The organism is Streptomyces sp. RLA123, from assembly GCF_056270165.1.
In genome coordinates this window covers 8,168,661-8,192,363 of the sequence record NZ_JBWDOR010000003.1, presented here as the reverse complement: position 1 = coordinate 8,192,363, position 23,703 = coordinate 8,168,661, and the positions used below count along the sequence as shown (strand labels likewise).

Genomic DNA, 23,703 nt, shown 5'->3' with positions numbered 1-23,703 from the left:
GTGAGATCCGCTGCGGACGGTGGGCGACCGCGACATCAGACCGTACAACACGGGATCCGGGCAGCCCGGTGTCCGGCTGCGCTGCCTGGACGTGCGCCAGGAGCTCAGCACCCAGCCCCCGGCGAGGAGTTGCAGTACGCTGACCCGCCGTGGTCGGGCCGGTAGTCGGGTGGCGTACGCGCACTCGGTTTGCCGACGGGCGGGCCGGGTGGAAGGCATGGGCTGTGACGTGGACACTGCCGGAACCGATGCTCGCCGCCCCGGTGTCCGACCCCGCGCCGCTGCCGGGGTGGGCGGGTGAGCCGAAATGGGACCGAAACCGGCTCAGCTCGCCGTGTACGCGGGCGGGCGGGTGCTGCTGCGCTCACGGCGCGGCACGGACATGACGACCGCGTTCCCCGAGATCCGGGCGGCGGCCCTGGCGCAGCTGCCGGCGGACACCGGGATCGACGGCGAGCCGGCCGCCCGGGACGCCGCGGGCCGCCTCGCCTTCGAGCAGCTGCAGAACCGGCTTCAGCGGCGCGGCGCCGGGGCTGCCCGGGCGGCCGGCGAGCGGCCGGCCCACTTCGTCGCGTTCGATCTTTTGCGGCTGTCGGGGACGGAGACCATCGGGTGGCCGTATCGACGGCGCAGGACCGCGCTCGAGTCCATGTCCGCCGCGCGCCGGCTGTCGGCGCCGTGGGTGCTGTGCCCGTCGACCACCGACCCAAAACACCGTGCGCGAGTGGCTGACGTGGACGGCGCCCGGGATGGAGGGCGTGCTGTTCAAGCGGCTGGACAGTGCGTACGAGCCTTCGGTGCGCGGGGGGCGGAAGTACAAGGTGCGCGAGACCACCGAGGCGAACGTCGGCGCGGTCACCGGCTCTCCGGCCGCCCCCGGCAGTCTGCTGCTCGGCAGATACGACAACGACGGCCGCCTCAAGTCACCGGCCGCACCACCACCCTCACCCAGACAATGTGCAGCACCGGTCGCCGGGCTGCTCGCCCCGGCCCGGTGCGGTCCTCCATGGAGGGGCTGGTCGTTCAGCGCCGGATGGGGCAGCCGGGAGACGCTGAACGTCGCGCCGGTGGAACCCGAGTTGGTGGCGGAAGTCGGCGTCGATGTCGCGCGTGACGCCTCCGGCCGGTGGCGCCACCCCGCACGCCTGCACCGTGCCCGCCCCGACCTTTCCCCTGCCGACGTCCCCCACTGGACGTCGCCGCCGCGCTGACGGCGGCCGGGCGCGGCGGCCCGCCGACGCGCAACACCGGTGAGCGCGCCCGACCCCCCCGGCTGCGTCCGCGCCACCCACCCCGCCCTCCCCCATCCTCAACTCCAGCCAGGGCACCGGCGAAGAGGGCGCAACGGGGATGTCAGCGGACCGACCAGCCGTACACCTGTGGTGACCTGGGCGGACTCCACAGCGCTGCGGAGGCCCGCGCACTCAGCGCACCACTTCGCGCAACATCTACCGCAACACCTGGTAGCACTGATGGCCCTGCCCTCGCCTGCCGCACCCCCGGGAACGCCCCGGCACCGTACGGTGCCGGGACGCAGGTTCCGGCCGCTCATGCAGCGGCGAACCGGTGGCCTGGCTGCCTCAGCATCACATGGGGACCGTCGCCACAGGGACGAGTCCCGTTGGCCATGGTGCAGTCGGCGGATCGTCTCCGGCACGAGGGACCCGCGCCAGGTCGTGTGGCAGCCGCGCCCTTGAGACGGCGCGCTGCTGGATCTACGGACAGGACGTGGACGACTGGTACGTGATCTTGGCATACCCCCAGTTCTCGACCTTGACGTACGCCGCCGAGGTACCGCGCCGGTCGTACACCACGTCCCACGTCTTGCCCGGCGCCATCAGATGCAGCTTGTAGCACCAGCCCGCATCGATGCGCACCACATCCCAGTCCTGTCCGTCCGGTGTGTGCGTCGCATAGCCGGACAGCCCGTACGGATCACCCCCGACACAGCCGGTGCTCCACGAGCCGGTCGTCCCCCAGTCGCACGTCCAGCTCTTGAACGCGGTCGCATAGGTGGAGGTGTAGTTCCAGGACTGCGAACACCCCACGATGGTGCAGCCCCCCGCACTCGCCTGCGGAGCCGGTCCCAGCACCAGCAACCCCAGCACGGCCGCCAGCATTGCCACTGCCCGAGCCCACCACTGTCTCCTGCGCATCAAGCCCCCCACTCCAAGAAACGCCAACCGGAACTCCCCGGCCGCAGAAGTATCACCACCGCACAACAACCGCACAAGACACCGGACTCGGCCGGCCTCCCCGGGACAGGCACCCACCAGGTCACCCGAGACCCGACCGCTCAGCGCGCACCCATCGGAGTAGCGCCGGTCCCCGCTACGCCACGCCGCGCCGCACCTCTGCCCACGGTCGGCTTCAGTGGGCAGGCGCACACCGGTGTCATCGTCGCTGCCGGGTGCACGCCACAGGGCCCCGCCAGGCCGTCACAATCCAGGCGGGGCCCACACACTCTCCGCACCCCGAAACCCGTGCGGGCGGTCAGTGCGGCCAGCGGGCGGTCAGGACGGCATCCCATCACCGCCACGAGCGGCGAAGCCGCCCTGGGCCGCTGACCCGCAGTCCGGGGCGACGTACCGGGCCGCATTCCTCCGCCGATTCCACGATCGGCGGCATCGTCCTGAATCGCCGTGTCGCACCCGGCTGCGACAGCCGCGGCCGGCCTGCCGACCGGTACCAGCGCGGTCTGGGTCGTGTCCCACGACGTGGTGTAGGGGATCAAGCGCTACGCGTTCCGGTACGAGGCCCATGGCGATCTCCGTCGAGGCGGCAGCCCACGAAGCCTGCCGGTGACGCGGGTTGGGCATCCGGCAGGGCGGAGCCTCCGTACCTGACCTGCGGATTCCGGCACCTTGATCCCCTACACCACCTGGCGGGACGCCATCGCGGTCTGACACCGCGGGCACCGGGGTCCGCGCGGGAACGCGGTGTCCTGCGGCGGCTGGACCCCGCGAACATCTCCCTGACCACCGCTGGCCCGTGCACCGCCGTCGGCGGTACTGCTGCTCCAGACCGCATCCGGATGGCCGCCGCCGGGGCGGGGCACATCGAAGGCATCAGGGCCTCGAGGACCTGGAACAAATCCATCTGCAGGTCACGTGTCGGCCGCGCGTCGCGATGCGGCGTGGCGGTGTTCGGCGTTGATGCGCTGGGCTTCTTCGAGCTGGTCTTCGAGGATGACGATGCGGCAGGCGGCCTCGATGGGCATCCCCTGGTCGACGAGCTCGCGGGCGCGGGCAGCGATCCGCAACTGGTAGCGGGAGTAGCGACGATGTCCGCCCTCGGAGCGGAGCGGGGTGATCAAGCGGGCTTCGCCGACCGCACGCAGAAAACCCTGCGTGGTCCCGAGCATCTCGGCAGCCCGACCCATCGTGTAGGCGGGGTAGTCGTCGTCATCGAGACGACCGAACGAGTCGTCAGCTGTCATCTGCACCTCTCTACGAAAACGCGTGGAGGGGCCCTGGTGCCGTACGGCACCAGGACCCCGAAGGAACAGCTACACCATCTGCCGACCCTGCTACTACGCCGGCCTACTGTTACCGCCCACCCGACCGGAAAACTGCCGGGGGCGCGGGGATCGCGGATGCGTGACCGGAGACCACCTCACTAACGATGTCCTGCGGTACCCGGGCTCACAACGCCCGCCCGGGCGATCCTGATGGCGCGTCGCTCCTCCGTTCTTCCCTCTGGGGATCCATCACTCACCTACTGCCGGTACTGCTCTCCTGCGTACCACTGGTGATGCCAACCGCTCAGCGGCCTACCACAGCACCACTGTCCGACAGCCAGCCCCATCGCCCGCCCAGCATCTACTCCGGCTTAGAACCCCACTACCGAACCTCCCGGCACGCGCGCCCGCAGCCGACACCTTCACCGAGGTACCGCACACCGACCTCACTGCTGGGTACTGCTGGTGATGCGAACTGCTCAGTAGCCTGCCACAGCGCCTTCTTCGGCAGCCAGCCCCGTCGCCCGTCCTGCATCTGCTCCGGCTTGGAACCCCACTGCCGAACCTCCCGGCACGCGCGCCCGCAGCCGACGCCTTCACCGAGGTACTGCCCACTGACTTCACTGCTGGGTACTGCGCACTGCACTTACCGGTACTGCTCACGGCGGCCCCTGATCACCGCGGGCCACCCGGTCCGGCCGCCAGTCCCGTCACCGTCCTGCAACCGCTCTGGCTTCGCAACTCCACCACCGCACCGTCCTGCGCACTGCAACCAGCTGTACTGCTGCCCGGCAGGTCGTCTCTGCCAGGCCCTGCTGTCTCTCTGGGCTACGAGAGAAACCATAGCCACACCACCGCCCAATGTCTACTCCGGCCAACATAGATTTTTGGGTGCCGGACGGTGAGGCAATCGACCTCGAACAGCAACGTGGACAGGGCGTAAGCAAGGGCGCCCGCCGCCTGCACCTGCAGATCGCCGCGACCTGGACCTGGCGGCCGCCTTCTCCCGGCCACCTTCTCCCGGCCGCCGGCCCTGCCCCGGCCCGCCGTCTGAGCCGGCACTGGGCCATTGCTGCCCGCCCACGCGTCCAGGCCCCTTGGACGACCCGGCCTCTGCGCGCCGGGCCCTGGACGTGCCCCGCGGCCGCACACGGCCGGCAGGGACATCACCGACGCCGTCGTCCCGGCCCGGCCGGAGCCGACTCGAAAGCGGTGACCAGGTCATGCTCGGTGATCTGCTCGGCGGGGCGGTGGAGCGTCCAGCGGTGGACCCCGCCGTCCATGGGCAGCACCTCGACGACGGTTTCCGCCGGTGGATGGCCGGGTTCACCACGGCTGAACTGGCGGATCATGACGGCGGTGTCGTCGTCCAGACCGAGCAGGACGCGCACAGCGCCCCTCAGTTCACGCAGGTGCGGACTCGGCCAGGCGATTCCTGGGCGTGGTTCCAGGTGCACGGGAAATACCCCCTTCGGGTTCCGGGAGGAGTGGCAGGTGACGCACAGGGCGGGCTTCGCCGTGGCGGTTCACTCCGGTGGCGTGCCGGTGGCAGCCCGGTTCCGGACCGGTGGCATGACAGGCGGCCGGGCAGCACGGTGTTGTGCCACCACCGTCATCTGCCAGATCACCACCAGCAGCAGCGTTCCGGTTTCGGCTGAGGTTCCCCCGAGATGCGAGGAGGGGTGACAGCAGGTCAGATGGATCTCGTGAGAGGAAATCTGACGATGCCTGCGCCCAGGAAGTATCCGCTGGAGTTGCGTGAGCGTGCGGTCCGGATGTACCGCACGTCCGAGCCGAAGCCCGTGATCCGTCGTCTCGCCGAGGAGCTCGGTGTCCACCACGAGGCCCTGCGTGGCTGGATCCGGCAGGCCGAGGCCGATGCCGGTGAGCGGGACGACCTGCTCACCACTGCCGAGCGTGAGGAGCTTGCCGCTCTGCGCAGGGAGAACGCGCAGCTCAAGCGCGCGAACGAGGTCCTGCGGACGGCCTCGGCTTTTTTCGCCGCACAGCTCGACCCGACCCGGCCCAGGTGACCGCGCTCCTCGACGAGCACCCGCACCTGGGGGTCGAGCCCGCACTCCGGGAACTGGACATCCCGACCTCCACCTACTACCGCTGGCGCCGCGCCGAGAAGGAGCCCTGTGACAAGAAGCGCCAGGACGCCGAGCTGACCGAGAGAATCCGGCAGGTCCACGCGGACTCCGACGGGATCTACGGCTCCCCGCGCTTGCACGCCGCCCTCACTCGCCAGGGCGTCCACATCGGCCGCAAGCGTGTCGAGCGGCTGATGCACGAGGCTGACCTGGCCGGTATCAGCCCGCGTCGCACCGGCAAGGGCTTCACCCGCCGCGACCCCGGAGCCGACCTCGCCCCGGACCTGGTGCAGCGCGACTTCACCGCAAGCGAGCCGAACCGGCTGTGGGTCACCGACCTGACCATGCTGACCACCGGCGAGGGGCCGCTGTGGCTGTCGGCGATCCGGGACGCGTTCTCCCGCCGAGTGGTGGCCTGGGAGACCTCCGCCCACGCGGACGCCGACCTGGTCCTCACCTCGCTCGAGTACGCCCTGGCCAGCCGGGAAGTCGCGCCCGGCAAGCTGATCCATCACGCCGACCACGGCTGTCAATACACGTCGATCAAGCTCACAACTCGCCTGATTCGAGCGGGAGTCCAGGCGTCCATGGGCTCGGTGGGAGACTCCTACGACAACGCCCTCGCGGAGAATCTCTGGATACTGATCAAGACCGGATGCGTCCGCGGCCGCGTCTTCGCCACCCGGGCCGAGGCCAATCTCGCGCTCTTCGAGCACATCGGCGGGTTCTACAACTCCCGCCGCATCCAGAAACGACTCGGCTACCTCAGCCCCATCGAATACGAGGAGAAGCACTACACCAACCAGGCAACGGCCGAACCGGTGAACCTGAAACCCCGCCAACCCCTCCTGACCAGCTAGTCAGCACCTCCTACACAACAGGGGAAGCTCAGACCGCTTCTTTGCTCCCCCTTCACAGGGCTTTCGACGCTGGACTTCGACGCCGGGCGTTTCCCCCCGACGCCGCCAGCCTGCTACCGGGCCTCCTGGCAGCTACCCGGACCGGACTCACACCGGCAGGTGACGACGAGCTTACGAACCAGCGATCAACCACCTACATGGCCAACCTCCAAGTCCTGCTGGGCGTACGAAAGATCGAGGCTAAGGGCAACCGCTGACGATGAAGCGAACCATGCGGACCAGGACCGGGGCCGGGGGCCTCTCCTGCACCTCCCCCTGTCGCATGACCTGCTTGGCTGGCGGGGCCAGTGCAAACAGAGGAGATGAATTATGAAGCAATGGACCCATTTCTCTGTGACCGCTGAGACCGGGCGTCTGTGGAGAATCACGTTCGACAGCCCGCCGATCAACCTGGTCTCCCCGGAGATGCTCACTGAGCTTCCGAGGCTGGTCGATCAGATGGAGGCTGCTTCGGAGTTGCGCGTGGCCGTGTTCGAGTCGGCGAACTCCGAGTACTTCCTGAACCACTACGACACCTCCCGGGTCGCCGAGACCCCCAAGGAACTGGGCCCAAGCGGCTACCCGCTGCTGATCGATGCGACCATGCGTCTGTCACGCCTGCCCGTCGTCTCGATCGCGAAGGTCCGCGGACGGGTCAGAGGTGTGGGGAGTGAGCTGATCCAGGCGATGGACATGCGTTTTGCCAGTGAGCGGGCATTGTTCTGCCAGCCTGAGACCGCCAACGGCAACGTCCCCGGCGGCGGTGGACTCGAGCACCTACCCCTGCTGCTCGGCCGTGCGCGCGCGTTGGAGGTGACCCTGTCCAGTGACGACTACTCGAGTGAACTGGCCGAGCGGTACGGATGGGTCAACCGCGCGGTCCCCGACGGTGAACTCGACACACTCGTGGACACCCTCGCCCGCAGGGTGGCCTCATTTGACAAGGAGTCGATTGCCGCAGTCAAGCAGCAGGTCGACAGACATACGCTGCCGTCTGCGGAGGATCTGCAGTCCTCCTACGACGTTTACGTCCGCTCATTCTGCTGGCCGGGATCCAAGCGCAGGCTTCCGGCCGCGCTTGCCGCGGGACGCAACAAACCGGGCGACTACGAGATGCGTCTGGGCTACCACCTCGGACGGCAGCCAGAAGAAGATCCACAGTCATGTTCGTGAGCTCCACCAGCGATGCTCATCTCGAGAACCGTCCAGAGCACATTGACGTTCCCAGACGATGCCGCTTCGTCACCCTCCACTGCCCGCCGAGCGCTGCCGGCTGGAGCAGTCATGCCGCCGCAGCAACTCTCAGACCCCGCGCACCGACAACGGCACCATCCAGCTCCCGATCAGCATGCGGTCAGGGGACGGCGTCCAGCGCTCTTCCGCCCATCGCTGGGCCTTCGCCCCACGGAAAAACTGGCTCCAACTACGCGAAATCGTTGTCACCCGCCTTCGATCGTTTCGCCGAACCCCCTCAAGACCCGAAACCGCCCTCACACCAAGACCGGCGCTCGTGAGTCACGTGGGACGCCCTCCGCGCCGTCGCCGACGACTCTGCTCGTGGACGGACCTGGTGTGGTCTTCGAAAGGATGGAAGGGTGCCGGACTCCTGATGCTGGCCCGCCACGCGATTTCACAGGGAGGTTGCGGGTTTCCTGTGGTCCCGATATCGTGTTTATCGTATATGGCAGTTTTGCATGAAAAGGGTAGCGCGGCTGGACCTTACGGTGGGTAAGGGGTTCTGCGATATCGCACTCGGCAGACTGCTCCAGGAACCCCAATGCACCTGGCACCTCGTGAGGGCATCGTGGTCCAAGCATTCTTCACGGACATCAAACCACCCGCCGAGCGGGCCGAGTACTGGACGGACGCCGTGGGCAAGGCGTTCACCCGGCTGGAGGTCTGCACGCGGGGGGAGGCAAGGATTCACGGCGCCATACGGGGGGCGTGCGTCGCGGGCGTCCACGTCGGGTCCCTTGAGGCGGGCCCGCAACGGATGGCGCGGACCGCCCCGCTCATCGCCGCGGATGGCGACGACTCGCTGGTTGTGAGCCTGCAACGGGCCGGTGCCAGCGTCGCGACTCAGGACGGCCGGGAGACCCCTGTTGCGGCCGGCGAGCTTGTTATCCTCGACACCCGCAGGCCCTACGCCATGGACTTCGCCGGACCGGTGCGACAGAGTGTCGCCACGGTCCCCCGGGAGATGCTGGATCTCCCCGACTCGGCATTGCGCCTGGCCACCGGCCGGACCTTCTCAACCGTCCAAGGCATCAGTGGCATCCTCGCGTCATATGTGAACGGGCTCGTCACCATCACAGACCACTGCAGTTGCGCGCCCGACCAGTGCACCTGCGCGCCGGCTTCGAAGGAATTCCTCGGGCAGGGGATCGTCGACATTCTGACGGCCCTGGTCGCCCCGGAGGGCATCGCCAAGGACGAGGCCACCTACGCAGGGCAGGCAGCCCTGCTCCTGCGCCTGCGCACCTACATCCGCTCCCACCTGCACGATCCGTCGCTCTCCCCGGCATCGGTCGCGGCGGCACACCACATCTCCGTTCGCTACCTGTACCAGCTCTTCCAGGGCGAGCCCGTAACCGTCGGGCGCTGGATCCAGCGCCTCAGGCTCGAAGGCTGCCGCCGGGACCTCGTGACCCCGGAACTCGCGGGACAGACCGTTGCGGCCATCGCACACCGCTGGGGCTTCGCCAGCCACGCACACTTCAGCCGCACCTTCCGTTCGGTGTACGGCCTCTCCCCTGCGGAGTTGCGGCGGGCTGCCCTCCCGCCCACAGGTACCGTCCTGGACGTCACCCACCGCGCCTGACTCACTGCTGGCCGCCGATAACCCACGCCTGGGCCCGGTACCCCGCCGCGGGTACCGCCGGGAGCCTGGCCAGCCGGTCCTGGTGCACATGGTGCGCCCTTACGGCCTCGACCATCTCGTCGCGGCCGGCCGGCACATAGATCTGTGTGCTACGCGACCCCTCTCTACCTGCGTATTCGCAGATCAGTGGCGGTTTCGGGTTCCGCTGATGTCCGTGGTTGTGCGGGGGAATCCGTGGGTGTTGCCGTCGCTACTGCCGTCAGGGAGTCCGGGCCGTTGCTCCCGGGCAGGGGGACTTTACTGCCACGCTCCGGGCTCGGCACGGAGTATGGCGCGGATGGTCCGCTCGTAGTGCTGGTGGCCGGTTCGGGCGCAGTGTTGGGCGTCCAGCGGGTGAGTTCGTCCGGGGTGTGGAGGGTGCCGGATGCGGCTCCGCAGCTGTGTTCCTCGCCGGTGACGCAGAGCGCCTCGTAGGCGGGCAGCGCCATGGGGTCGGCGGCGGTGGTCACGTGGTACTCGCGGAAGCGGTAGCGCCCGCGCGTGATGTCCTGGCCGGGTGCGGCGGTGGTGATCGGGTCAGGCATCGTCGGCTGCTTCGTCCGGATCGGGGAGGCGCCGGCCTCGGGAGTCAGCAACCCGGAGGGCGTCAGTGAGGGCTTCGCTCAGTCGGCAGGCGAGCCACCGGTACTCGGTGCCCGAGACCGTCTTCGCGCCGGGGGCGAGGATGTCTCGGGCGTACGTCAGCAGCTCCTCGCCCATGTCGAGCTGTACGGTTTCGATGCTGTCGGCGAGGCTGGTGAGGTAGCCCGTGCCGTTGGTGCTGAGGTAGCAGGGTTTTCCCTCGGGGGTGGTCCATGGGAGCAGGCGGGGGCCTGTGATTCCCGATGACGCGTCGTACAGTTCCCTGCGACGCATGCGGTCCGCGTCACTCCTGGGCTGGCTCACCGTGCACCCCCGACCGGGTTCGCTGATTGGGACACGGTGACCGCACGTATCTGACCAGCCGTCATTCCAGGTGCAGATCAGGGCAGTTGGGGATCGATGGTGTGCGAAGTGCCACGCTGCGTGGTAGCTGTCCGACGACGCCCAGGTAGGCGGTCATCTCGCGCATCTCGGCGGTGAGGGTGCGCTTTCGCTTCTTCAGGATCTCCTGCATGGTCTCGGCGGCCATCCGCTGGTGCCGTAGCCATTCCGGGGAGGCGCGGCGCACGCCGGCCAGTTCGTCCATCGCGGCAGTGAGGTCGCCGGTGCGGGCGTGGGCGCGGGCGACGTCCATGCGGTGGCGGTTCCAGTTGTCGTCGCTGGGGCGTCCGGTGTTCTTCCATGCCGTGGGGGACATGGCGTCCTGGCTGGATTTGCGGACGACGGTGCGGGCGTCGCCCAGGATCATGGCGTCTTCGACGTCCTTCATGCCGACGGTGAGGGGGCCGAAGGTGGTCCAGTGCCGGAAGAACGATCCGGTGTGCTCCCGGCCGACAGCGGCGGCTGCGGTGCTGGCCATGCGGTGGTAGTGGCGGGATTCCTGGGGGCGGTTGTTGCGGCCGTCCTCAGGCACCGGATCAGCGGCAACGACTCCTGGTGGACCCGGGTCCGGCATGCCGGGAGCGGCGTGCCGGAGTTGACCGGCGACCCGGGGTTCGTGGCGCTCTCCCTTGACGGGCAGGTGCTGCTGGCGGAGGTGCCCGGCGCGGACGGGCCTCGGGTGACGGCCCTGGACCGCCTGCCGGAGCGGCTGGAGGAGGCGGCCGTGGCCCACGGCGCTAGAGATCACTTTGCCTGGCGCGGGCTCGCCCGTGGGCAAGAAAGCGGTCATGGCCGCGACCGGCGTGTTCATGCTGCTGTTCCTGGTCGCGCACGTGATGGGCAATCTGAAGATCTTCTTCGGTCCCACGGACTTCAACGGCGACGCGGCATGGCTGCGACCTCCACAGCCGGCGCGGCCACGCGCAGCTGGAGCATGGAACGTACCACCGCACTGAACCGCCGACCTCCGCCGAGACGCCACTCGCATCACAGATCCGAGGCGTCGATCCAGCAAATCGTCGCCACCAAATCTGAAGCCTTGCCGGTTGCTTCGGCTGCCAACAGAGCCCAGTCCCGGCAGCCAGCCACAATCCGGTCCCAGGGCAACCCGCGGTCGATCTCGATCTCCCAGTCGATGCCCGGCCCATGGCCTCCGAAAATCCCGACACCAGGCTTGACCTGCCACACTTGAAAGTAGAGGACCGCCTGACCATGAGCGGCAAGCTGCTCAACAACCTCGGCCAGGTGCACGGTCGGCCACACCGGATCCACGTTCTCCAGCGAGAGACTCAGCGCGGCAACTCGGGGCGGGATTACAACGTTACGGGCACCGAGCTCACGCAGTGCATCGCGAAGCGCCACTCCCTCGCAGTCGTCAAGAGCCTCACCTCGCTGCCGAAAGGCCGCATAGGCTCGCTGCAGTCCCGGCACGGCGCGCGGGATTTGCAGTTCCCCCAAGGCTTCGGCCGCCCATTGGCGAACGGTGGAGTTTTCGCTGACCAGCAGATCGATCAGGACGTCACCCGGCCTTGGATCCTGCAGCGCGGTGAAGACCTCAATGGCACACAGCTGTCCAAAAATTCCCAGGTCAGGGACTGCCCGGATCAACTGGTCCAGCACGTCTGACCCGATAGTGGTCAACGCATGCTGCGCGTCCTCGGCCACTTCGCTCGAATCCGCATCAAGCTCGCCAACCAGCTGAGCAATCCTGCCATCCATGATCTGAGTGTCGCTCGTCGACACTCGTCACAGCCACTCGATAGTTCACACGCCCCAGGCCGATCCCAGGCGAACGGCACGCCCCTCTCCAGGTGCCCGTTGCCACCCAGAGTGCCCGAACCAGACAGTGCCTCAGAACGGAGGAGCGTCGCGCCAGGGGCCAGACCGTCAGCTCGGGCAGCCGGGGGTTGCTCCGTTGGAGAAGGGTCAGGGCGTCCTCGACGCGGCCGAGATCGATGAGGTAGCCGGCGAGGTCATGGCTGTTCCTGTGATCGTGCTGCTGGAGGACGGTAACGGCTTCCTCGCTGCACCCGGCACCGGCGAGGAGGCCAGCGATGTGCTCCGCCGCGTACCAGGTGTTGCCCTCGGGGTGAGCTCGAGCCCGTTCAACCACCTCGTCGACCCCACTGCAGGCGGCGATCAGCGGCAACCGCATCCAGTACGGCTCCCACTCGTCCTCACCCCCGCGCTGGGCGTCGAGGTGGGCGAGGCCGTCGGCGGGGCGACCCTGGGCGAGGCACAGCTCGGACAGGGCGTGGAGAATCCAGTCGTCGCTATGGTGCGCGTCGGCCTGGGAGCGCATCACGGCGATCGCCTCTCCGCCCCGTCCATGTCGGGCAAGGAGCTGCGCAAGCTCGTAAGCCGAGTTCGGGTTCCGGGCCGCGGGGCCGCCGGCCTGCCCGTATCCCGCGATCGCACCCTCCACGTCGCCATCCTCCTCCAGCCGCTGTACGGCCCCCTCATGCCCGTCCAGCGCGGCGTAGCCGCGAAGTTCCTCGATTCGGTCGTGCCGGGCCAACAGGTCGGCGACTTGGTCCCGGCAGCTGATTGAGGTGATCTGCCGGCGGCGGAGCAAAGCGATGGCCACATCGATGTGGCCCTGGCACTCGCGGATCGGCGAGCAGGCCGAGCGCCATGTCGGAATCGAGGCCGCGGCAGCACCACGGGCCGTCGCAGAGTGGTCGGCCCGGATCCGGCCGGCGAGGAGGGCGCCGGCCACGTCCAGACGTTCGTCGGGCGGGAGGGCGAGGAGCATCCGGTAGGCGGCGTCGACCACGACGGCGCATCACCCTGGTGACATAAAAAATTGTCGAGTCCCCTGGAAGGGACGATGGCGGGTGCCCGCGTCAACGACTCGGACACCGAGTAGTCACATGATCGGCCGGACCAGTCCAACAGGACCCCCAGTGCCTCCCCGGCCCCGGCAACGCAGACGACACCCCGGACACCCGCCCCCGGCGCAATCGGGCATGGAATCAGCGTGACAGCAGCCACGGCCGATCGCTGGACTGCACGGACGCACACCCCAGCACGGGCCCCGGTCGGCACGCCCTGCGGTCCCGTGCTGCTCCCCTTGCCCCGCCAGCCCTCCAGGGGCCGGTTTCCCACCCTCCGAGCACTACGGCACCATCAAAACCCCGACCCGGCGGGCCACCGGCACAGCGTGCGAACCCCGAGGCCAGCAGACAAGGCACCACACGAGAACGGATCCAGGCGTGAGCCACGAAGTACCCCCGGATTTGCTGGAGATCGTCGACGCCCTCCTACCAGGCGCAGCGCTGGACCGGGCGCGTCTGGCCGCCTACGGCAATATCCATCACGTCGTGCTGCTGCCCGGCACCGCGGCCGTGCGGATCAGCAAGCGCCCGTCGGCAGCGGAGGCACTGCCCCGCCGCACAGAACTGCTGCGCGCCATCGGGGCGGCCGGCCTGCCGTTCGCCGTACCCGAACCACTCACACCCGTCACGGTCTTCGACGGCCGTTCCGCCGTTGCCGTGTCCTGGATCGACGGCGTTGCGCTGCCCGAAGGTGAAGGGGACCCGGAGCAGATCAGGGAACTCCTGCGCGCCCTGCGGAACGTCCCCCTCACAGCGGAACTCCACCACGCCCTGACCGCCGGCCAGGACCAAACGCCCACACGGGGCTGGGCCAGCATCCTGGCCGAGGATGTCATCCCCCGCCTGCCCACCCGCTGGCGCGACAACGCACGCCGCCGCCTCGACAACGCCATCGCCCTGGACCCCGTACCCGACACACTCGTCCACGGCGACCTCGCCGGCTCCAACATCCACTGGAGCCCCGACGGCACACTCATCGGCGTCCTGGACTGGGATCTCGCCCTACCCTTCGACCCCGCCATCAACGCCGCCACCATGGCCTGGCACGGCTGGCACACCATCCGCCACGCCGTCGACCACGACACCTACCAGCGCGCCCGCACCTGGAACCAGACCTTCGGCATCGAACACCTCATCGCCGTCCTCCCCGGCAAACCCCTCACCAACATCGACAGCTACATCAACCACATCATCCCCTGGCTCGAACACCACACCCCCTAACCCCAATCACACCCACACAACGCAGGGGCCTCCGGTCCGGGAACGTCCAAGATGAGGAAGAAGCCGTGATGTCGCACACCGAACGCCAGGAGCGCGGCTGGCGGGAATGTGCCATCCCGTTACTGCTCGTGCTGTGCGGTGTGCTGCTGTCAGCCACCGCCGCGGTGGTGGTTTGGCTGGTGGTGTCCGCCACTCCGCAAACCCCCGCGTCGCCCACAACCTCCTCCGGCACTACGGCAGAGAAGCGCGGCGTCCCGGATGCCGCGCTGCAGAAGACCTTCCGGCTCGCGGTGCCGGCCGGTGTCCAGGGGGCCTCCTACCTGCTGATGCCCGGCGACGGCAGCTCGGACAGCGGCCAAGACATCTACGTGCGCTTCCGCACCACTCCCCAAGGCCTCAAAGAGTTCATGACCTCCCTGGGGAAGACCACTGGGGACTTGACGGCCAGCGATGCCGGCCTCGAACAGGACGACATCGACTCGGTCGGGCTGCCCTGGAAGATCGGCACCGAAGGGCGCTTGGCCGGCCCCTCAACGGCCGTGCAGCCGCTCGCGCCTGTCCGCCGGTCAGATGGCCGCAGGGGCGCCGAGCATCGCGGAAGCCTGCTGGAGCGGGCTGAGGGCGCGTGTGGGCGCGGCGGTCTGGGGAAGGCCGCGGCAGGTGAAGCCGAGCTGGGTCATGGCCCGGAGGACTTCACCGGCGCTGAAATCGCGGCGGTCTTGACGAGTGACGACCTGGCCGACCTGCTTGACGGGGTAGTGGCGGCGCCCGACGATCACGGACTCGCCGATGACCGGCTCGGGCTTGATGCCCTTCATCGTTTCCAGCACGCCGTTCTTGGTCAGGTCGAACGGAAAGCGGGCGATGACACAGCGCATGATGCCTCACAGGGAGAAGGAGGGGATGGTTCTGCCGCGGTGGGGCGCGGTTCAGCGGGCGAGGGCGAGGACGCCGAGAGCGCTGCGGTGTTCGTCGACGACAGGCAGGGCATCGAGCCGGCGGTAGCGCATGGCGTGCTCGGCTTCGGCCATCGTGGTCACGGGCGAGGTGAACGGCCCGCGGTCGACGAGGATGTCGCGCAGCTGGAGGCGGTCGGTGTAGGCGGGGCTGTCACGGACGGCGGTGAGCTGGGCCTGGGTGACCAGGCCGGTGCACAGGCCGTCGTTGTCGCAGATGAGCAGGTGCCCGACGCGGGCACTGGCCATGACGGACAGGGCCACCTCGACGGTCATGTCGTCACAGACTTGCGGTCCGGCGGTGTCCATGGCGTCGGCCACCGTCTTGTGCACGGGGGTGGCACTTGCCGAGCGGGGCTGCATCTGGACCAGCGTCAAAAGGTGCCTCCTGCACAGATGGGTCAGCTTCCGGATCACGTGGTGTTCAGGCCGCCGCGTCAAAGGCGGACTGCCGCACGCTCACGCGCCGGGCACCCGAAGCGGGACTGCGTCGACCGCGGGAGGCCGCGCTGCGCTTGCGCCGCTCGGGCGCCGGCGCGGTGATGGTGACGGGGATGCCGGAGGGGGTCTGGGCGCCGGTGATCCGGTTGAGGGCTTCCTCGCCGGAGCGGACCTGGGTGGTCTGGGGCACGATGCCGGCGGCGGCCATGAGGCGGGTCATGTCGCGGCGCTGGTTGGGGGTGACCAGGGTGACGACGGTGCCGGACTCGCCCGCGCGGGCCGTACGCCCGCCGCGGTGGAGGTAGTCCTTGTGGTCGGTCGGCGGGTCCACGTTGACGACGAGGTCAAGGTTGTCGACGTGGATACCGCGTGCCGCGACGTTCGTGGCGACCAGCACGGTGACGTGCCCGGTCTTGAACTGGGCGAGGGTGCGGGTGCGCTGCGGCTGTGACTTCCCGCCGTGCAGGCCGGCCGCCCGTACTCCGCTGTCGAGGAGGTCCTGGGTGAGCCGGTCCACGGCGTGCTTGGTGTCCAGGAACATGATCACCCGGCCCTCGCGCGCCGCGATCTCCGTCGTCATCCGGTGCTTGTCGGTGCCGTGCACGTGCAGCACGTGGTGTTCCATCGTGGTGACCGCTCCGGCGGACGGGTCGACGGAGTGGACGACGGGGTCGGTGAGGTAGCGGCGGACCAGGAGGTCGACGTTGCGGTCCAAGGTCGCGGAGAACAGCATGCGCTGGCCCTCGGGGCGTACCTGGTCCAGGAGAGCGGTGACCTGCGGCATGAAGCCCATGTCGGCCATCTGGTCGGCCTCGTCCAGGACGGTGATGCCGACCTGGTTCAGCCGGCAGTCGCCGCGGTCGATGAGGTCCTTGAGGCGTCCGGGGGTGGCCACGACGACTTCGGTGCCACCGCGCAGCGCACCCGCCTGCCTGCCGATCGGCATCCCGCCGACGACGGTGGCCAGGCGCAGCTTCACCGAGCGGGCGTAGGGGGTGAGTGCATCGGTCACCTGCTGCGCCAGCTCACGTGTCGGCACGAGGATCAGGGCAAGCGGCTGGCGGGGTTCGGCGCGCTGCCCGGCGGTGCGGGCCAGCAGCGCCAGACCGAAGGCCAGCGTCTTACCGGAACCGGTCCGGCCACGGCCCAGGACGTCACGGCCCGCCAGAGAGTTCGGCAGCGTCGCGCCCTGGATCGGGAACGGAACGCTCATCCCTTCCGCGGTGAGCGCGGCCAGCAGCTCCCGGGGCATGGCGAGGTCCGCGAACGCCTCGACGGCAGGCAGCGCGGGAGTGATCGTTTTCGGCAGCGCGAACTCACCCTGCACCGCGCCGGGCCGGCGGCCGTAACCACCCGAACGGCTCGGACCCCCGGAACGGCTCGGGGCCGACGAACCGAAGCGGCTGCCCCGAACCGCACCAGCGGCGGAGCCGGAAGCGGGGCCACCGGTGCTGCGACGGGTGCGGGAGGAGCGGTCGTTCGTACGTGTGGGGTTCATTCAGAACCTTCCTTGATACGGCACGCATCAAGGAATTCCCGCAGCGGAAGAACAGCGCGGGGAATCACAAGAACGGGCCGAATGGGATGCGATAACGAATCTGGCCTGCGGCAAATTCAATGCCGGGTGCAGGCGATGAAATCGGTGACGTCACGTGGGCGTGACATCCAGGGCGTCGACGGGCGCAGCTCCGAAGAGGCGCGTATCGGCGGGCAGGGGTTGTCCCACAGGTGAGACCACTGCGGGAAATGCCCGCAACCGGTGCCCGGACCCCGGGGGATGCGGGGACCAGCTACAAAATGCGCGTCAGCGTCAGGCGGGAACGATGTTCTCGGCTGTCGGGCCCTTAGGGCTCTGCTCGATGTCGAAGGTGACCTTCTGGCCTTCGAGCAGCTCACCAATGCCCTGGGCGGCGATGTTCGAGAAGTGGGCGAACACGTCAGCGCCGCCGCGGTCTTGCTCGATGAAGCCGAAACCCCTTGCCGCGTTGAACCACTTCACGATGCCAGACGCCATGTCAGATCTCCTTCGGGGCAGGCAGTACACCAGCATCCGCACTGCACGGACACCGTGTCGCCGCGATGACGCCCCACCCGGAAAATGACCGGATACATAAAAACGCTTCCACTGGGCGAAAATCTCGCCGGAGACGCTTGAAGTTTTTGGGAACCGCGACTGCAACTGAGGTCGACAGTAGCACGCCGTATCGGCCCGCGTACGTTGAATAACTTCCCTCTGTTCATTGCGGGTAATACCCTCCCCGCACCACGCGCTAAACCCTCGCCTCGCGGTCATAGATTCTGGCCCGCCGGGAGCGCAGGCTTGAGGAGGGCGGTTGCCGTTCACCACTCTCAGGGATCACGCCTGCCGCACCCCCCACCCACCCCCGCCGGGGGCGGCTGAGCAGGGAAGGAGAGTGGGAGCCGGGCCTCGGCGAGGCAGTCGTGCGACTGTCGTGCGACTGCCAGGACGATGGCCGTGCGGTGCACGGTGAAGGCGGCGACGGCAAGGGCGTGGAAGACCTCGCGGAAGCCGAACCAGGCCGGTGAGGGTCAGGGACGCTTGAGCCCGTACACGACGGCGCCCGCGGTGCACAGCAGGCCACCGGCGACGACGAGTACGACCATCGCCGCGCCGCCGGTGCGCGCGAAGTCGGCCCGCCCCACACGGCAGAGTGCATGTCGCCTTTGTTCAATACCCCTCCTGCCCGGGCCGCCTAGCGTCGCTGCCATGTCACATCTATCCAACGCTGCCGAGGCCATGGCCGCAGTCGCCCGCACCATCACCGACGACCAGCTCGCCAACAAGACTCCGTGCGCGGAGTACGACGTGCGGGCACTGGTCAACCACCTCCTGTTCTGGGGCCCGTCGCTCGCCGGCGGCGGCCGCAAGGAGTCCATTCCGCAGCCGGCGACCGCCGAGTCCGATGTGGACCTGGCGGCCGGCAACTGGCGCGGCCGTCTGCTCGCCCTGCTGGACGACATCACGTCGTCGTGGGCGCCGCCGAGCGCCTGGGAGGGCGAGACGAGCATGGGCACGCCGCACAAGCTGCCCGCGCCCGTCATGGGCGACATGATCGTCGGCGAGCTTGCCGTGCACGGCTGGGACCTGGCGGTCGCAACCGGGCAGCGGCTGAAACTGCCCGCCGACCTGCTGGCGCATCTGCATGACACGGTGTTCGCCGGCGTGGAGCAGGGGCGGGAGATGGGCATGTACGGACCGCAGGTCGCGGTGCCCGCCGACGCACCCACCTTGGACCGCGTCCTCAGCCTGACCGGCCGTGATCCCGCCTGGGCGTAGTCACCGACCGGTGATGCCGGTCGCATCTGGCGCAAGCTGTCGAAGCGTGGCGCGATGACGCCGACCAGCACGAAGGGGAACACGCCGGCGTGCAGCCAGCCGCGCATCCTCGGCTTCAGCGCAGCCGCCGAGCGCCCCGTCCCGCCCTCCGGGCCGCGGCGCCCTGCCCGGTAGCCAGCCCGCCAGCAGTGCCCACAGACGCATCAACTGCAAGGCGTACGCAGGGGCCTGACGCAGCGCCGGGGCCAGGCCGGGACTCCCGCCCGTGCGCCGGTGGCTGAGCATCTTCGGCGATCAGGCCCTCATATTCTGGAGACGGCGGAAGAACGCGCGGCCCGGCACGCCGCCCCGGACTGCGGGTCAGGTACCCGGCCCGGACGCGGCGCGGCGGTATTCGGCGTTGATGCGCTGCGCTTCTTCGAGCTGGTCTTCGAGGATGATGATGCGGCAGGCGGCCTCGATGGGGGTCCCGTGGTCGACGAGTTCCCGGGCGCGGGCCGCACCGGCGCTCCGAGGGCATCAGCCAGGCGCCAGGGCCTGGAGCACCGCCAAGCGGTCAATCGGCTGGACGCCGCGCTCGACTTGGAAGACCCAGCGGAGCGGCCCATCTCAGCGGCCAGGGCCTACTGGGACAGGGCTCTCTTTCGGCTCAGCCGGCTTCCGGGCCTGGCGCTCGGCGGCCTCACGGGCTTCCCCGTGGGAGTCAGCCGAGGCCCGGCGGGCGCCGGCATACGACACCGGCGCCAACGGCTCCTTGCCGACGCCAGGCACTCCCCCGTACCCCTCCGCGGTGCCACCGGGCGGTTCCGTCGGCGCGGAGCGCCACCTGCTGCCGTCACACCAGCGGCGGCCCTCCGGATCGGGCATGTCCGGTCGCACGATCGCCCGCGTCGGGTGCACGGTCAAGATGTCGGTCGCCGTCCAGACGCAACCACAGCTACTGGTTCCAAACCGACGATGACCGCCCTGCGGAGCTCATTGGCGGGATCCCAGTGCGTGACTCTCCAGGCCCGGCGGGCCAGAACGGCGTCGTGCCGGCGCACATACGCGCCGGGGTGGCTTATCGGACGGTCCAGCCCCGCAGCGTCAGGGCGATCTCCTCCACGGTGACCCGGCCGGCCTCCGTGTCGCGGACGAGAGCGGCGGCCTCCTTGGCCGGGTACTCCAGGCGGTGGCCCTGCAGGGACAGGAACCCGAACGTGCTCACCCATGCGAACTGCAGGTTCGAGTGCTCCAGGCAGGGAATCCGGGCGAGTTCGTGCAGGAGCGCGGCCGCCTTGAGGTGGTCCGAGCCGTAGCAGTCGCGGTCCATGGCGCTGGAGTGGACGCGGGCCACCGCGGCGTACAGCACCCCCAGTTCGTGCACCTGCGGGTCGCCGTCGATCTGCTCGGCAACGTGCAGCAGGAACGGCACATCAATGCGGTGGATCACGCGGCGTTCCCGTGACCGGCCTCGGCGCCGTCCAGCTCCGCCAGGCGGTGGCGTGCGGACTGGGCCGCAGCGCGCCGGTCCGTGTCGGGCCGGTCGTCGCCGATCTCGGCGAAGGCCTCACGGGTGTACTCCGAGGCCTGCCGAGCGGCGTCGAGGAAGACCCGTTCAACCGCCGTGGCGCGGTCATAGGCGGCGGACAGCACGTACTCCTGCAGGCTCATGTCGGCGGCCTTCGCGGCCGCGGCGATAGCGTCGTACTGCTCCGAGTCGGGGAACCGGAGGCTCATCGCCTTCTTCTCGGATGATGGCTTCATGGTGGCAATGCTACCACTGGTGGCACCCATCAAGGAGGGGCAGCCGTCCGGCGGCCGGCTTGCCGGTCCCGTTCGGCGCCCCCGCCCCGCCGCGCTGGCAGCGCGCCGAGCTGGGCCGGCTACAGCGGGGCGTCGCGGGGCGCCCGCAGACCTGATGGACCGCGTGCGGATCTGCCGGAGCAGGGCATCGTCAAGCGGGGGCCGGCCGACGCAGTCCGCGGGCCGCAAGGGTCTGCCGTGGCCGCGGCACACAGTCCCGCTCGGGGCCGTGCGCCGCGGCCACGCCGTCCGTCAGCCGATCGTGTCGGTCGGACCGGCCGACAGGACCGTCACCCGCCGGTCGCTCCTGTCGCCCTTCCATGGGGTGTCGAGTTCCAGGAGGGTGCTGGTCTTCGGGTCGATGATCACCTCAGTGGTGCCGACGCCCCCGTGGAAGACCAGCCCCCTGCCACTGCGCCCGGCGGCGTCCTTGACGGTGCGACGTTCGTCACGCCCCGCAGCGTCGACAGCGCCTTGAACAGACCGGCGCGCAGTTCCGGGCGGGCAGGGGCGCTGCTGAGCAGAATGCTCGCCTGCTCGAACCCCACCGTGCCCGCGTCCTCCTCCCAGGGGCCCTTCTTCGTGCTCAGGATGACTCGGCGCAGCAACGCCGGGTCGGTGGTCAGGCTGTCCAGGCCGTTCCAGTCCAGTTTCTTGGAACCGAGCTGCCAACCGGGGAAGTGGCGCTTGAGGGCGGTCTCGCCGGTGCCGGTGTAGGTCAGTTCCATGGACCGCGAGATGTAGGCGGTGCCGGTCCTGGTGCGGACCTTCCAGTACTCCCCCGAGACCGCCGGCTGGGTGGCGGCGACCTCGGCCATATCGTTCAGGAAGACCGCCGCGGACTCCGCCTGCGTCCCCTGCCGCGTGCCCGCGGATCCCGCACCCCTCCCGTGTTCGCGCAGGTCACCGCAATGCCGGCCGCAACCGAGGCTGCAGCGACGACGGCGAGGACGCGGCGGCGCCTCCGGAACGGCGTCACCACGGCGTCCTCCCGCGGGACCTTCCCCGCCTCCTCCTGCACGGCCCCCTCGACAGCCGTCAGCGCCCGGGCCAGCGCATGCGCCGACAAAGGCTCGACCCGGCCCGCCGCCTGCAGCGCCTCGGCGCCGGGGAAGTCCAACAGCGCCTGCCGCTCGGTCATGTCCGTCTCCTCCATGTCGTACGTACTCATGCCAGGTCACCTGTCACGGCCAGGCCCCGTCCCACGAGGGGGGACGCCGCGAGCCGCTCGCGCAATCGGCCTCGGGCCCGGTGCAGCCGCGAACGGGCCGTCCCGGTCGGGATGCCCACGGCGGCGGCCGCCTCGGCGCGCGTCAGTTGCTCCCAGCTGACCAGCAGCAACACTTCCCGCTCCACCGCCGGCAGTTCTGCCAGCGCGGCTCGCTGTACGGGCGCCAGCGCCGCCGCGTCCAGGCGCTGGTCCACCGCCTGCCACGGGTCGGTGACCTGTACCCCCGGCGGGACCTCCGTTCGCGCCGCCCGCCGTACGTGGCCCGCGAGGACGTTGCGGGCCACCCCGAACAGCCATCCCCGAGCCGATCCGCGCGAGGCGTCGAACGTGCGCCGCGCGGCGAACGCCTGCAGCCACGCTTCGGCCAGCAGATCGTCCGCGGCGACGGGTGTCCGCCGCGCGAAGTAGCCGTGCAGGGCCGCGGAGTAGGTTTCCACCAGGGGCGTGAACGCCGCCGGATCGTCTGCGGCCATGGTCAGTTGGGCGTCACTGTCACGGTCGCCGTACGCGTCGTGTTCCGATTCCACGGAATCTCCGTCTCCGACCGCCGGACGACGGTCTCACCCCGTACTTGTCCCACCACGCGGGTTGCGTTCGCGCCCCGCGCCGCCTCGACCGATGAGCCAATGAGCCGATGAGCCGATGAGGCGCTCTGTGGGACCGACATGCGGCAGGGAGTCTCGGCATAGACCCTCGTGACGAGATCCCCCGACAGGCTTGGCAGCGGCACTCGGCCGAAGCGGGCGCCAGGGCGAGCGGTACTACGACTGCGCCCAGGCTGGTGGCTGCTGGTCCGCCGCCACCAGCGAACCGGCGAACTCGCCTCCTACCGCCCACCGGGCGAGGGCGAGGCTGCCACCCCCGTATCGGAGGGGCAGCGCTCGGGCTGACAACGGCCAATACAATGAGGTGGATCCGTCCTGGCCACCCCGTCCACGATCGAGTCGGCGCCCGAGGGCTGTACGCCTGGACCCAGGCACCGGCACCGGCACCGGCACCGGCAGCGTGGTGCCGACCCCTGAGTCCATCCAGGCAGCGCCCGTGGAACTCGTCGTAGACAAAGCCAGCGTCATCGAGCGGCGCTCGCCTTCCCACACAGCCCGGTCGCCACCCATGGCCGCAACCGCGCAGGCCCAGCGCGAGGCGTGAGGGCCGGCGAGGCATGCGCAGTGTGTCCGCCCCCGGCTCTCAAACGGGGCTGCCCCAGCCGCTCATCCCTCGTCGAAGCACAGGCAGAAGGGGTGGCCGGCCGGGTCGAAGAGCACCCGGACGTTGTCCTGCGGCTGGAACTCCGCCACCGTGGCGCCCAGGGCGACCGCCTCGCTGACCGCCGAGTCCAGATCGCCTACCTGGAAGTCGAAGTGCATCATCGGGCGCTGTTCCCCCTCGACCGGAGGCCACACCGGTGGCCGATAGCCCTCCGCTTGCTGGAACACAAAGAACGGACCTTGCGGAGAAGCGGCGACGATGGCCGTGCCCGGTTCCTCGTGCCCGATGTGCCAGCCAAGGAGGTCGGCGTAGAACCTCGCCAGCCCGCCGGGATCCGGAGCCTCGATCGTCGTTCCCCACCACATGCCACCAGTGCGAGATCTCATCCACCCAGCCTGCCTGATGAACCCCCCCACTCGACCGAGCATG

26 protein-coding genes and 4 pseudogenes are annotated in these 23,703 nt (G+C 69.3%); 9 read left to right on the top strand and 21 right to left on the bottom strand.

The features are described from left to right. Nucleotides 1-307 precede the first annotated feature (307 nt). Both RV983_RS37515 and RV983_RS37510 read left to right on the top strand, forming a co-directional pair. Nucleotides 308-595, top strand: a pseudogene (locus RV983_RS37515) (ATP-dependent DNA ligase); the annotation flags it as partial. A gap of 121 nt (nt 596-716) precedes the next feature. Beyond that, nucleotides 717-1,211 carry a hypothetical protein gene (locus tag RV983_RS37510; protein WP_475990574.1) on the top strand — a complete coding sequence of 165 codons (495 nt, stop codon included), beginning with the start codon at nt 717-719 and terminating at the stop codon, nt 1,209-1,211. Nucleotides 1,212-1,715: 504 nt separating this feature from the next. Here RV983_RS37510 and RV983_RS37505 read toward each other — a convergent pair. The 3 genes from RV983_RS37505 to RV983_RS37495 all read right to left on the bottom strand — a co-directional run bounded on the left by RV983_RS37505 (nt 1,716) and on the right by RV983_RS37495 (nt 4,917). Further along, the gene (locus RV983_RS37505) at nt 1,716-2,126 is read right to left on the bottom strand and encodes a hypothetical protein (protein WP_475983724.1); all 411 of its coding nucleotides are present in this window, start codon (nt 2,124-2,126) and stop codon (nt 1,716-1,718) included. A gap of 980 nt (nt 2,127-3,106) precedes the next feature. Continuing rightward, nucleotides 3,107-3,439 carry a helix-turn-helix domain-containing protein gene (locus RV983_RS37500; protein WP_475983725.1) on the bottom strand — a complete coding sequence of 111 codons (333 nt, stop codon included), beginning with the start codon at nt 3,437-3,439 and terminating at the stop codon, nt 3,107-3,109. Between the two features lie 1,187 nt (nt 3,440-4,626). Next, nucleotides 4,627-4,917: a hypothetical protein gene (locus tag RV983_RS37495; RefSeq protein WP_475990171.1), complete on the bottom strand. Its 291-nt coding sequence runs from the start codon at nt 4,915-4,917 to the stop codon at nt 4,627-4,629. Between the two features lie 267 nt (nt 4,918-5,184). Here RV983_RS37495 and RV983_RS37490 point away from each other — a divergent pair, with 267 nt between their 5' ends. From RV983_RS37490 to RV983_RS37475, 4 genes are all read left to right on the top strand, one after another. Continuing rightward, nucleotides 5,185-5,493 carry a transposase gene (locus RV983_RS37490; RefSeq protein ID WP_475990170.1) on the top strand — a complete coding sequence of 103 codons (309 nt, stop codon included), beginning with the start codon at nt 5,185-5,187 and terminating at the stop codon, nt 5,491-5,493. After that, entirely contained in the window at nt 5,490-6,413 is a 924-nt protein-coding gene (locus RV983_RS37485) for an IS3 family transposase (RefSeq protein ID WP_475990169.1), read from the top strand. Before RV983_RS37490 ends, RV983_RS37485 begins: the two co-directional genes overlap by 4 nt. A gap of 369 nt (nt 6,414-6,782) precedes the next feature. Further along, nucleotides 6,783-7,625 carry an enoyl-CoA hydratase/isomerase family protein gene (locus RV983_RS37480; RefSeq protein ID WP_475990168.1) on the top strand — a complete coding sequence of 281 codons (843 nt, stop codon included), beginning with the start codon at nt 6,783-6,785 and terminating at the stop codon, nt 7,623-7,625. Nucleotides 7,626-8,229: 604 nt separating this feature from the next. Then, on the top strand, nt 8,230-9,273 hold the full coding sequence (locus RV983_RS37475; RefSeq protein ID WP_475990167.1) for an AraC-like ligand-binding domain-containing protein: 1,044 nt from the start codon (nt 8,230-8,232) through the stop codon (nt 9,271-9,273). A gap of 1 nt (nt 9,274) precedes the next feature. Here the strand turns inward: RV983_RS37475 and RV983_RS37470 are convergent, their stop codons facing one another. The 4 genes from RV983_RS37470 to RV983_RS37455 all read right to left on the bottom strand — a co-directional run bounded on the left by RV983_RS37470 (nt 9,275) and on the right by RV983_RS37455 (nt 10,774). Beyond that, nucleotides 9,275-9,409, bottom strand: coding sequence for a hypothetical protein (locus tag RV983_RS37470; protein WP_475990166.1), 135 nt, complete (start codon nt 9,407-9,409; stop codon nt 9,275-9,277). Between the two features lie 28 nt (nt 9,410-9,437). Next, entirely contained in the window at nt 9,438-9,857 is a 420-nt protein-coding gene (locus tag RV983_RS37465; RefSeq protein ID WP_475990165.1) for a hypothetical protein, read from the bottom strand. Further along, nucleotides 9,850-10,188: a hypothetical protein gene (locus tag RV983_RS37460; protein ID WP_475990164.1), complete on the bottom strand. Its 339-nt coding sequence runs from the start codon at nt 10,186-10,188 to the stop codon at nt 9,850-9,852. Before RV983_RS37460 ends, RV983_RS37465 begins: the two co-directional genes overlap by 8 nt. A 91-nt stretch (nt 10,189-10,279) precedes the next feature. Continuing rightward, entirely contained in the window at nt 10,280-10,774 is a 495-nt protein-coding gene (locus tag RV983_RS37455; RefSeq protein WP_475990163.1) for a hypothetical protein, read from the bottom strand. 310 nt (nt 10,775-11,084) lie between these two features. Between RV983_RS37455 and RV983_RS37450 the strand changes: the two are divergent. Then, a pseudogene (locus tag RV983_RS37450) lies at nt 11,085-11,195 on the top strand (succinate dehydrogenase); the annotation flags it as partial. 88 nt (nt 11,196-11,283) lie between these two features. Here RV983_RS37450 and RV983_RS37445 read toward each other — a convergent pair. After that, nucleotides 11,284-12,015, bottom strand: a complete 732-nt coding sequence (locus tag RV983_RS37445; protein ID WP_475990162.1) for a HEAT repeat domain-containing protein — start codon at nt 12,013-12,015, stop codon at nt 11,284-11,286. Next, a complete protein-coding gene (locus RV983_RS37440; protein WP_475990161.1) occupies nt 11,978-13,072 on the bottom strand; it encodes a hypothetical protein in 1,095 nt (364 codons plus the stop codon). Before RV983_RS37440 ends, RV983_RS37445 begins: the two co-directional genes overlap by 38 nt. A gap of 439 nt (nt 13,073-13,511) precedes the next feature. On the opposite strand from RV983_RS37440, the gene RV983_RS37435 reads away from it, so the two are divergent. Then, complete coding sequence (locus tag RV983_RS37435) at nt 13,512-14,354, top strand: phosphotransferase family protein (RefSeq protein WP_475990160.1); 843 nt, start codon at nt 13,512-13,514, stop codon at nt 14,352-14,354. A 566-nt stretch (nt 14,355-14,920) separates the two neighbouring features. Here RV983_RS37435 and RV983_RS37430 read toward each other — a convergent pair. From RV983_RS37430 to RV983_RS37410, 5 genes and pseudogenes are all read right to left on the bottom strand, one after another. Further along, nucleotides 14,921-15,232, bottom strand: a complete 312-nt coding sequence (locus tag RV983_RS37430) for an SCO5918 family protein (protein WP_475990159.1) — start codon at nt 15,230-15,232, stop codon at nt 14,921-14,923. A 51-nt stretch (nt 15,233-15,283) separates the two neighbouring features. Further along, nucleotides 15,284-15,688 (bottom strand): CBS domain-containing protein, encoded by a 405-nt coding sequence (locus tag RV983_RS37425; RefSeq protein WP_475990158.1) that lies wholly within the window; start codon nt 15,686-15,688, stop codon nt 15,284-15,286. 46 nt (nt 15,689-15,734) lie between these two features. Further along, complete coding sequence (locus RV983_RS37420) at nt 15,735-17,249, bottom strand: DEAD/DEAH box helicase (RefSeq protein ID WP_475990157.1); 1,515 nt, start codon at nt 17,247-17,249, stop codon at nt 15,735-15,737. A 312-nt stretch (nt 17,250-17,561) separates the two neighbouring features. After that, complete coding sequence (locus RV983_RS37415; RefSeq protein WP_475990156.1) at nt 17,562-17,765, bottom strand: cold-shock protein; 204 nt, start codon at nt 17,763-17,765, stop codon at nt 17,562-17,564. Nucleotides 17,766-18,211: 446 nt separating this feature from the next. Continuing rightward, nucleotides 18,212-18,403 (bottom strand): annotated as a pseudogene (locus RV983_RS37410) (hemolysin III family protein); the annotation flags it as partial. 76 nt (nt 18,404-18,479) lie between these two features. On the opposite strand from RV983_RS37410, the gene RV983_RS37405 reads away from it, so the two are divergent. Beyond that, complete coding sequence (locus RV983_RS37405; protein WP_475990155.1) at nt 18,480-19,049, top strand: TIGR03086 family metal-binding protein; 570 nt, start codon at nt 18,480-18,482, stop codon at nt 19,047-19,049. A 360-nt stretch (nt 19,050-19,409) separates the two neighbouring features. Here the strand turns inward: RV983_RS37405 and RV983_RS37400 are convergent. The 7 genes and pseudogenes from RV983_RS37400 to RV983_RS37370 all read right to left on the bottom strand — a co-directional run. Next, nucleotides 19,410-19,550, bottom strand: a pseudogene (locus RV983_RS37400) (MerR family transcriptional regulator); the annotation flags it as partial. A 559-nt stretch (nt 19,551-20,109) separates the two neighbouring features. After that, complete coding sequence (locus tag RV983_RS37395) at nt 20,110-20,481, bottom strand: fic family toxin-antitoxin system, toxin component (RefSeq protein ID WP_475990154.1); 372 nt, start codon at nt 20,479-20,481, stop codon at nt 20,110-20,112. Continuing rightward, on the bottom strand, nt 20,478-20,795 hold the full coding sequence (locus tag RV983_RS37390; protein WP_475990153.1) for a hypothetical protein: 318 nt from the start codon (nt 20,793-20,795) through the stop codon (nt 20,478-20,480). The genes RV983_RS37395 and RV983_RS37390 overlap by 4 nt, the downstream gene beginning before the upstream one ends. A 404-nt stretch (nt 20,796-21,199) precedes the next feature. Beyond that, nucleotides 21,200-21,652, bottom strand: coding sequence for a hypothetical protein (locus tag RV983_RS37385; RefSeq protein ID WP_475990152.1), 453 nt, complete (start codon nt 21,650-21,652; stop codon nt 21,200-21,202). A 5-nt stretch (nt 21,653-21,657) separates the two neighbouring features. Next, nucleotides 21,658-21,975, bottom strand: coding sequence for a hypothetical protein (locus RV983_RS37380; protein WP_475990151.1), 318 nt, complete (start codon nt 21,973-21,975; stop codon nt 21,658-21,660). A 26-nt stretch (nt 21,976-22,001) separates the two neighbouring features. Then, nucleotides 22,002-22,592 carry an RNA polymerase sigma factor gene (locus RV983_RS37375; RefSeq protein ID WP_475990150.1) on the bottom strand — a complete coding sequence of 197 codons (591 nt, stop codon included), beginning with the start codon at nt 22,590-22,592 and terminating at the stop codon, nt 22,002-22,004. A 684-nt stretch (nt 22,593-23,276) separates the two neighbouring features. Continuing rightward, nucleotides 23,277-23,660 (bottom strand): VOC family protein, encoded by a 384-nt coding sequence (locus RV983_RS37370; RefSeq protein WP_475990149.1) that lies wholly within the window; start codon nt 23,658-23,660, stop codon nt 23,277-23,279. Between the last annotated feature and the right edge of the window lie 43 nt (nt 23,661-23,703).

What these genes read in the sequence shown, in the direction of transcription:
- RV983_RS37500 (WP_475983725.1), bottom strand. Translation starts at nt 3,439, where the DNA reads ATGACAGCTGACGACTCGTTCGGTCGTCTCGATGACGACGACTACCCC.
- RV983_RS37460 (WP_475990164.1), bottom strand. Translation starts at nt 10,188, where the DNA reads ATGCGTCGCAGGGAACTGTACGACGCGTCATCGGGAATCACAGGCCCC.
- RV983_RS37370 (WP_475990149.1), bottom strand. Translation starts at nt 23,660, where the DNA reads ATGAGATCTCGCACTGGTGGCATGTGGTGGGGAACGACGATCGAGGCT.
- RV983_RS37390 (WP_475990153.1), bottom strand. Translation starts at nt 20,795, where the DNA reads ATGAAGCCATCATCCGAGAAGAAGGCGATGAGCCTCCGGTTCCCCGAC.
- RV983_RS37380 (WP_475990151.1), bottom strand. Translation starts at nt 21,975, where the DNA reads ATGACCGAGCGGCAGGCGCTGTTGGACTTCCCCGGCGCCGAGGCGCTG.
- RV983_RS37420 (WP_475990157.1), bottom strand. Translation starts at nt 17,249, where the DNA reads ATGAACCCCACACGTACGAACGACCGCTCCTCCCGCACCCGTCGCAGC.
- RV983_RS37465 (WP_475990165.1), bottom strand. Translation starts at nt 9,857, where the DNA reads ATGCCTGACCCGATCACCACCGCCGCACCCGGCCAGGACATCACGCGC.
- RV983_RS37385 (WP_475990152.1), bottom strand. Translation starts at nt 21,652, where the DNA reads ATGGCCGAGGTCGCCGCCACCCAGCCGGCGGTCTCGGGGGAGTACTGG.
- RV983_RS37445 (WP_475990162.1), bottom strand. Translation starts at nt 12,015, where the DNA reads ATGGATGGCAGGATTGCTCAGCTGGTTGGCGAGCTTGATGCGGATTCG.
- RV983_RS37415 (WP_475990156.1), bottom strand. Translation starts at nt 17,765, where the DNA reads ATGGCGTCTGGCATCGTGAAGTGGTTCAACGCGGCAAGGGGTTTCGGC.
- RV983_RS37480 (WP_475990168.1), top strand. Translation starts at nt 6,783, where the DNA reads ATGAAGCAATGGACCCATTTCTCTGTGACCGCTGAGACCGGGCGTCTG.
- RV983_RS37430 (WP_475990159.1), bottom strand. Translation starts at nt 15,232, where the DNA reads ATGCGCTGTGTCATCGCCCGCTTTCCGTTCGACCTGACCAAGAACGGC.
- RV983_RS37455 (WP_475990163.1), bottom strand. Translation starts at nt 10,774, where the DNA reads ATGGCCAGCACCGCAGCCGCCGCTGTCGGCCGGGAGCACACCGGATCG.
- RV983_RS37405 (WP_475990155.1), top strand. Translation starts at nt 18,480, where the DNA reads ATGTCACATCTATCCAACGCTGCCGAGGCCATGGCCGCAGTCGCCCGC.
- RV983_RS37475 (WP_475990167.1), top strand. Translation starts at nt 8,230, where the DNA reads ATGCACCTGGCACCTCGTGAGGGCATCGTGGTCCAAGCATTCTTCACG.
- RV983_RS37490 (WP_475990170.1), top strand. Translation starts at nt 5,185, where the DNA reads ATGCCTGCGCCCAGGAAGTATCCGCTGGAGTTGCGTGAGCGTGCGGTC.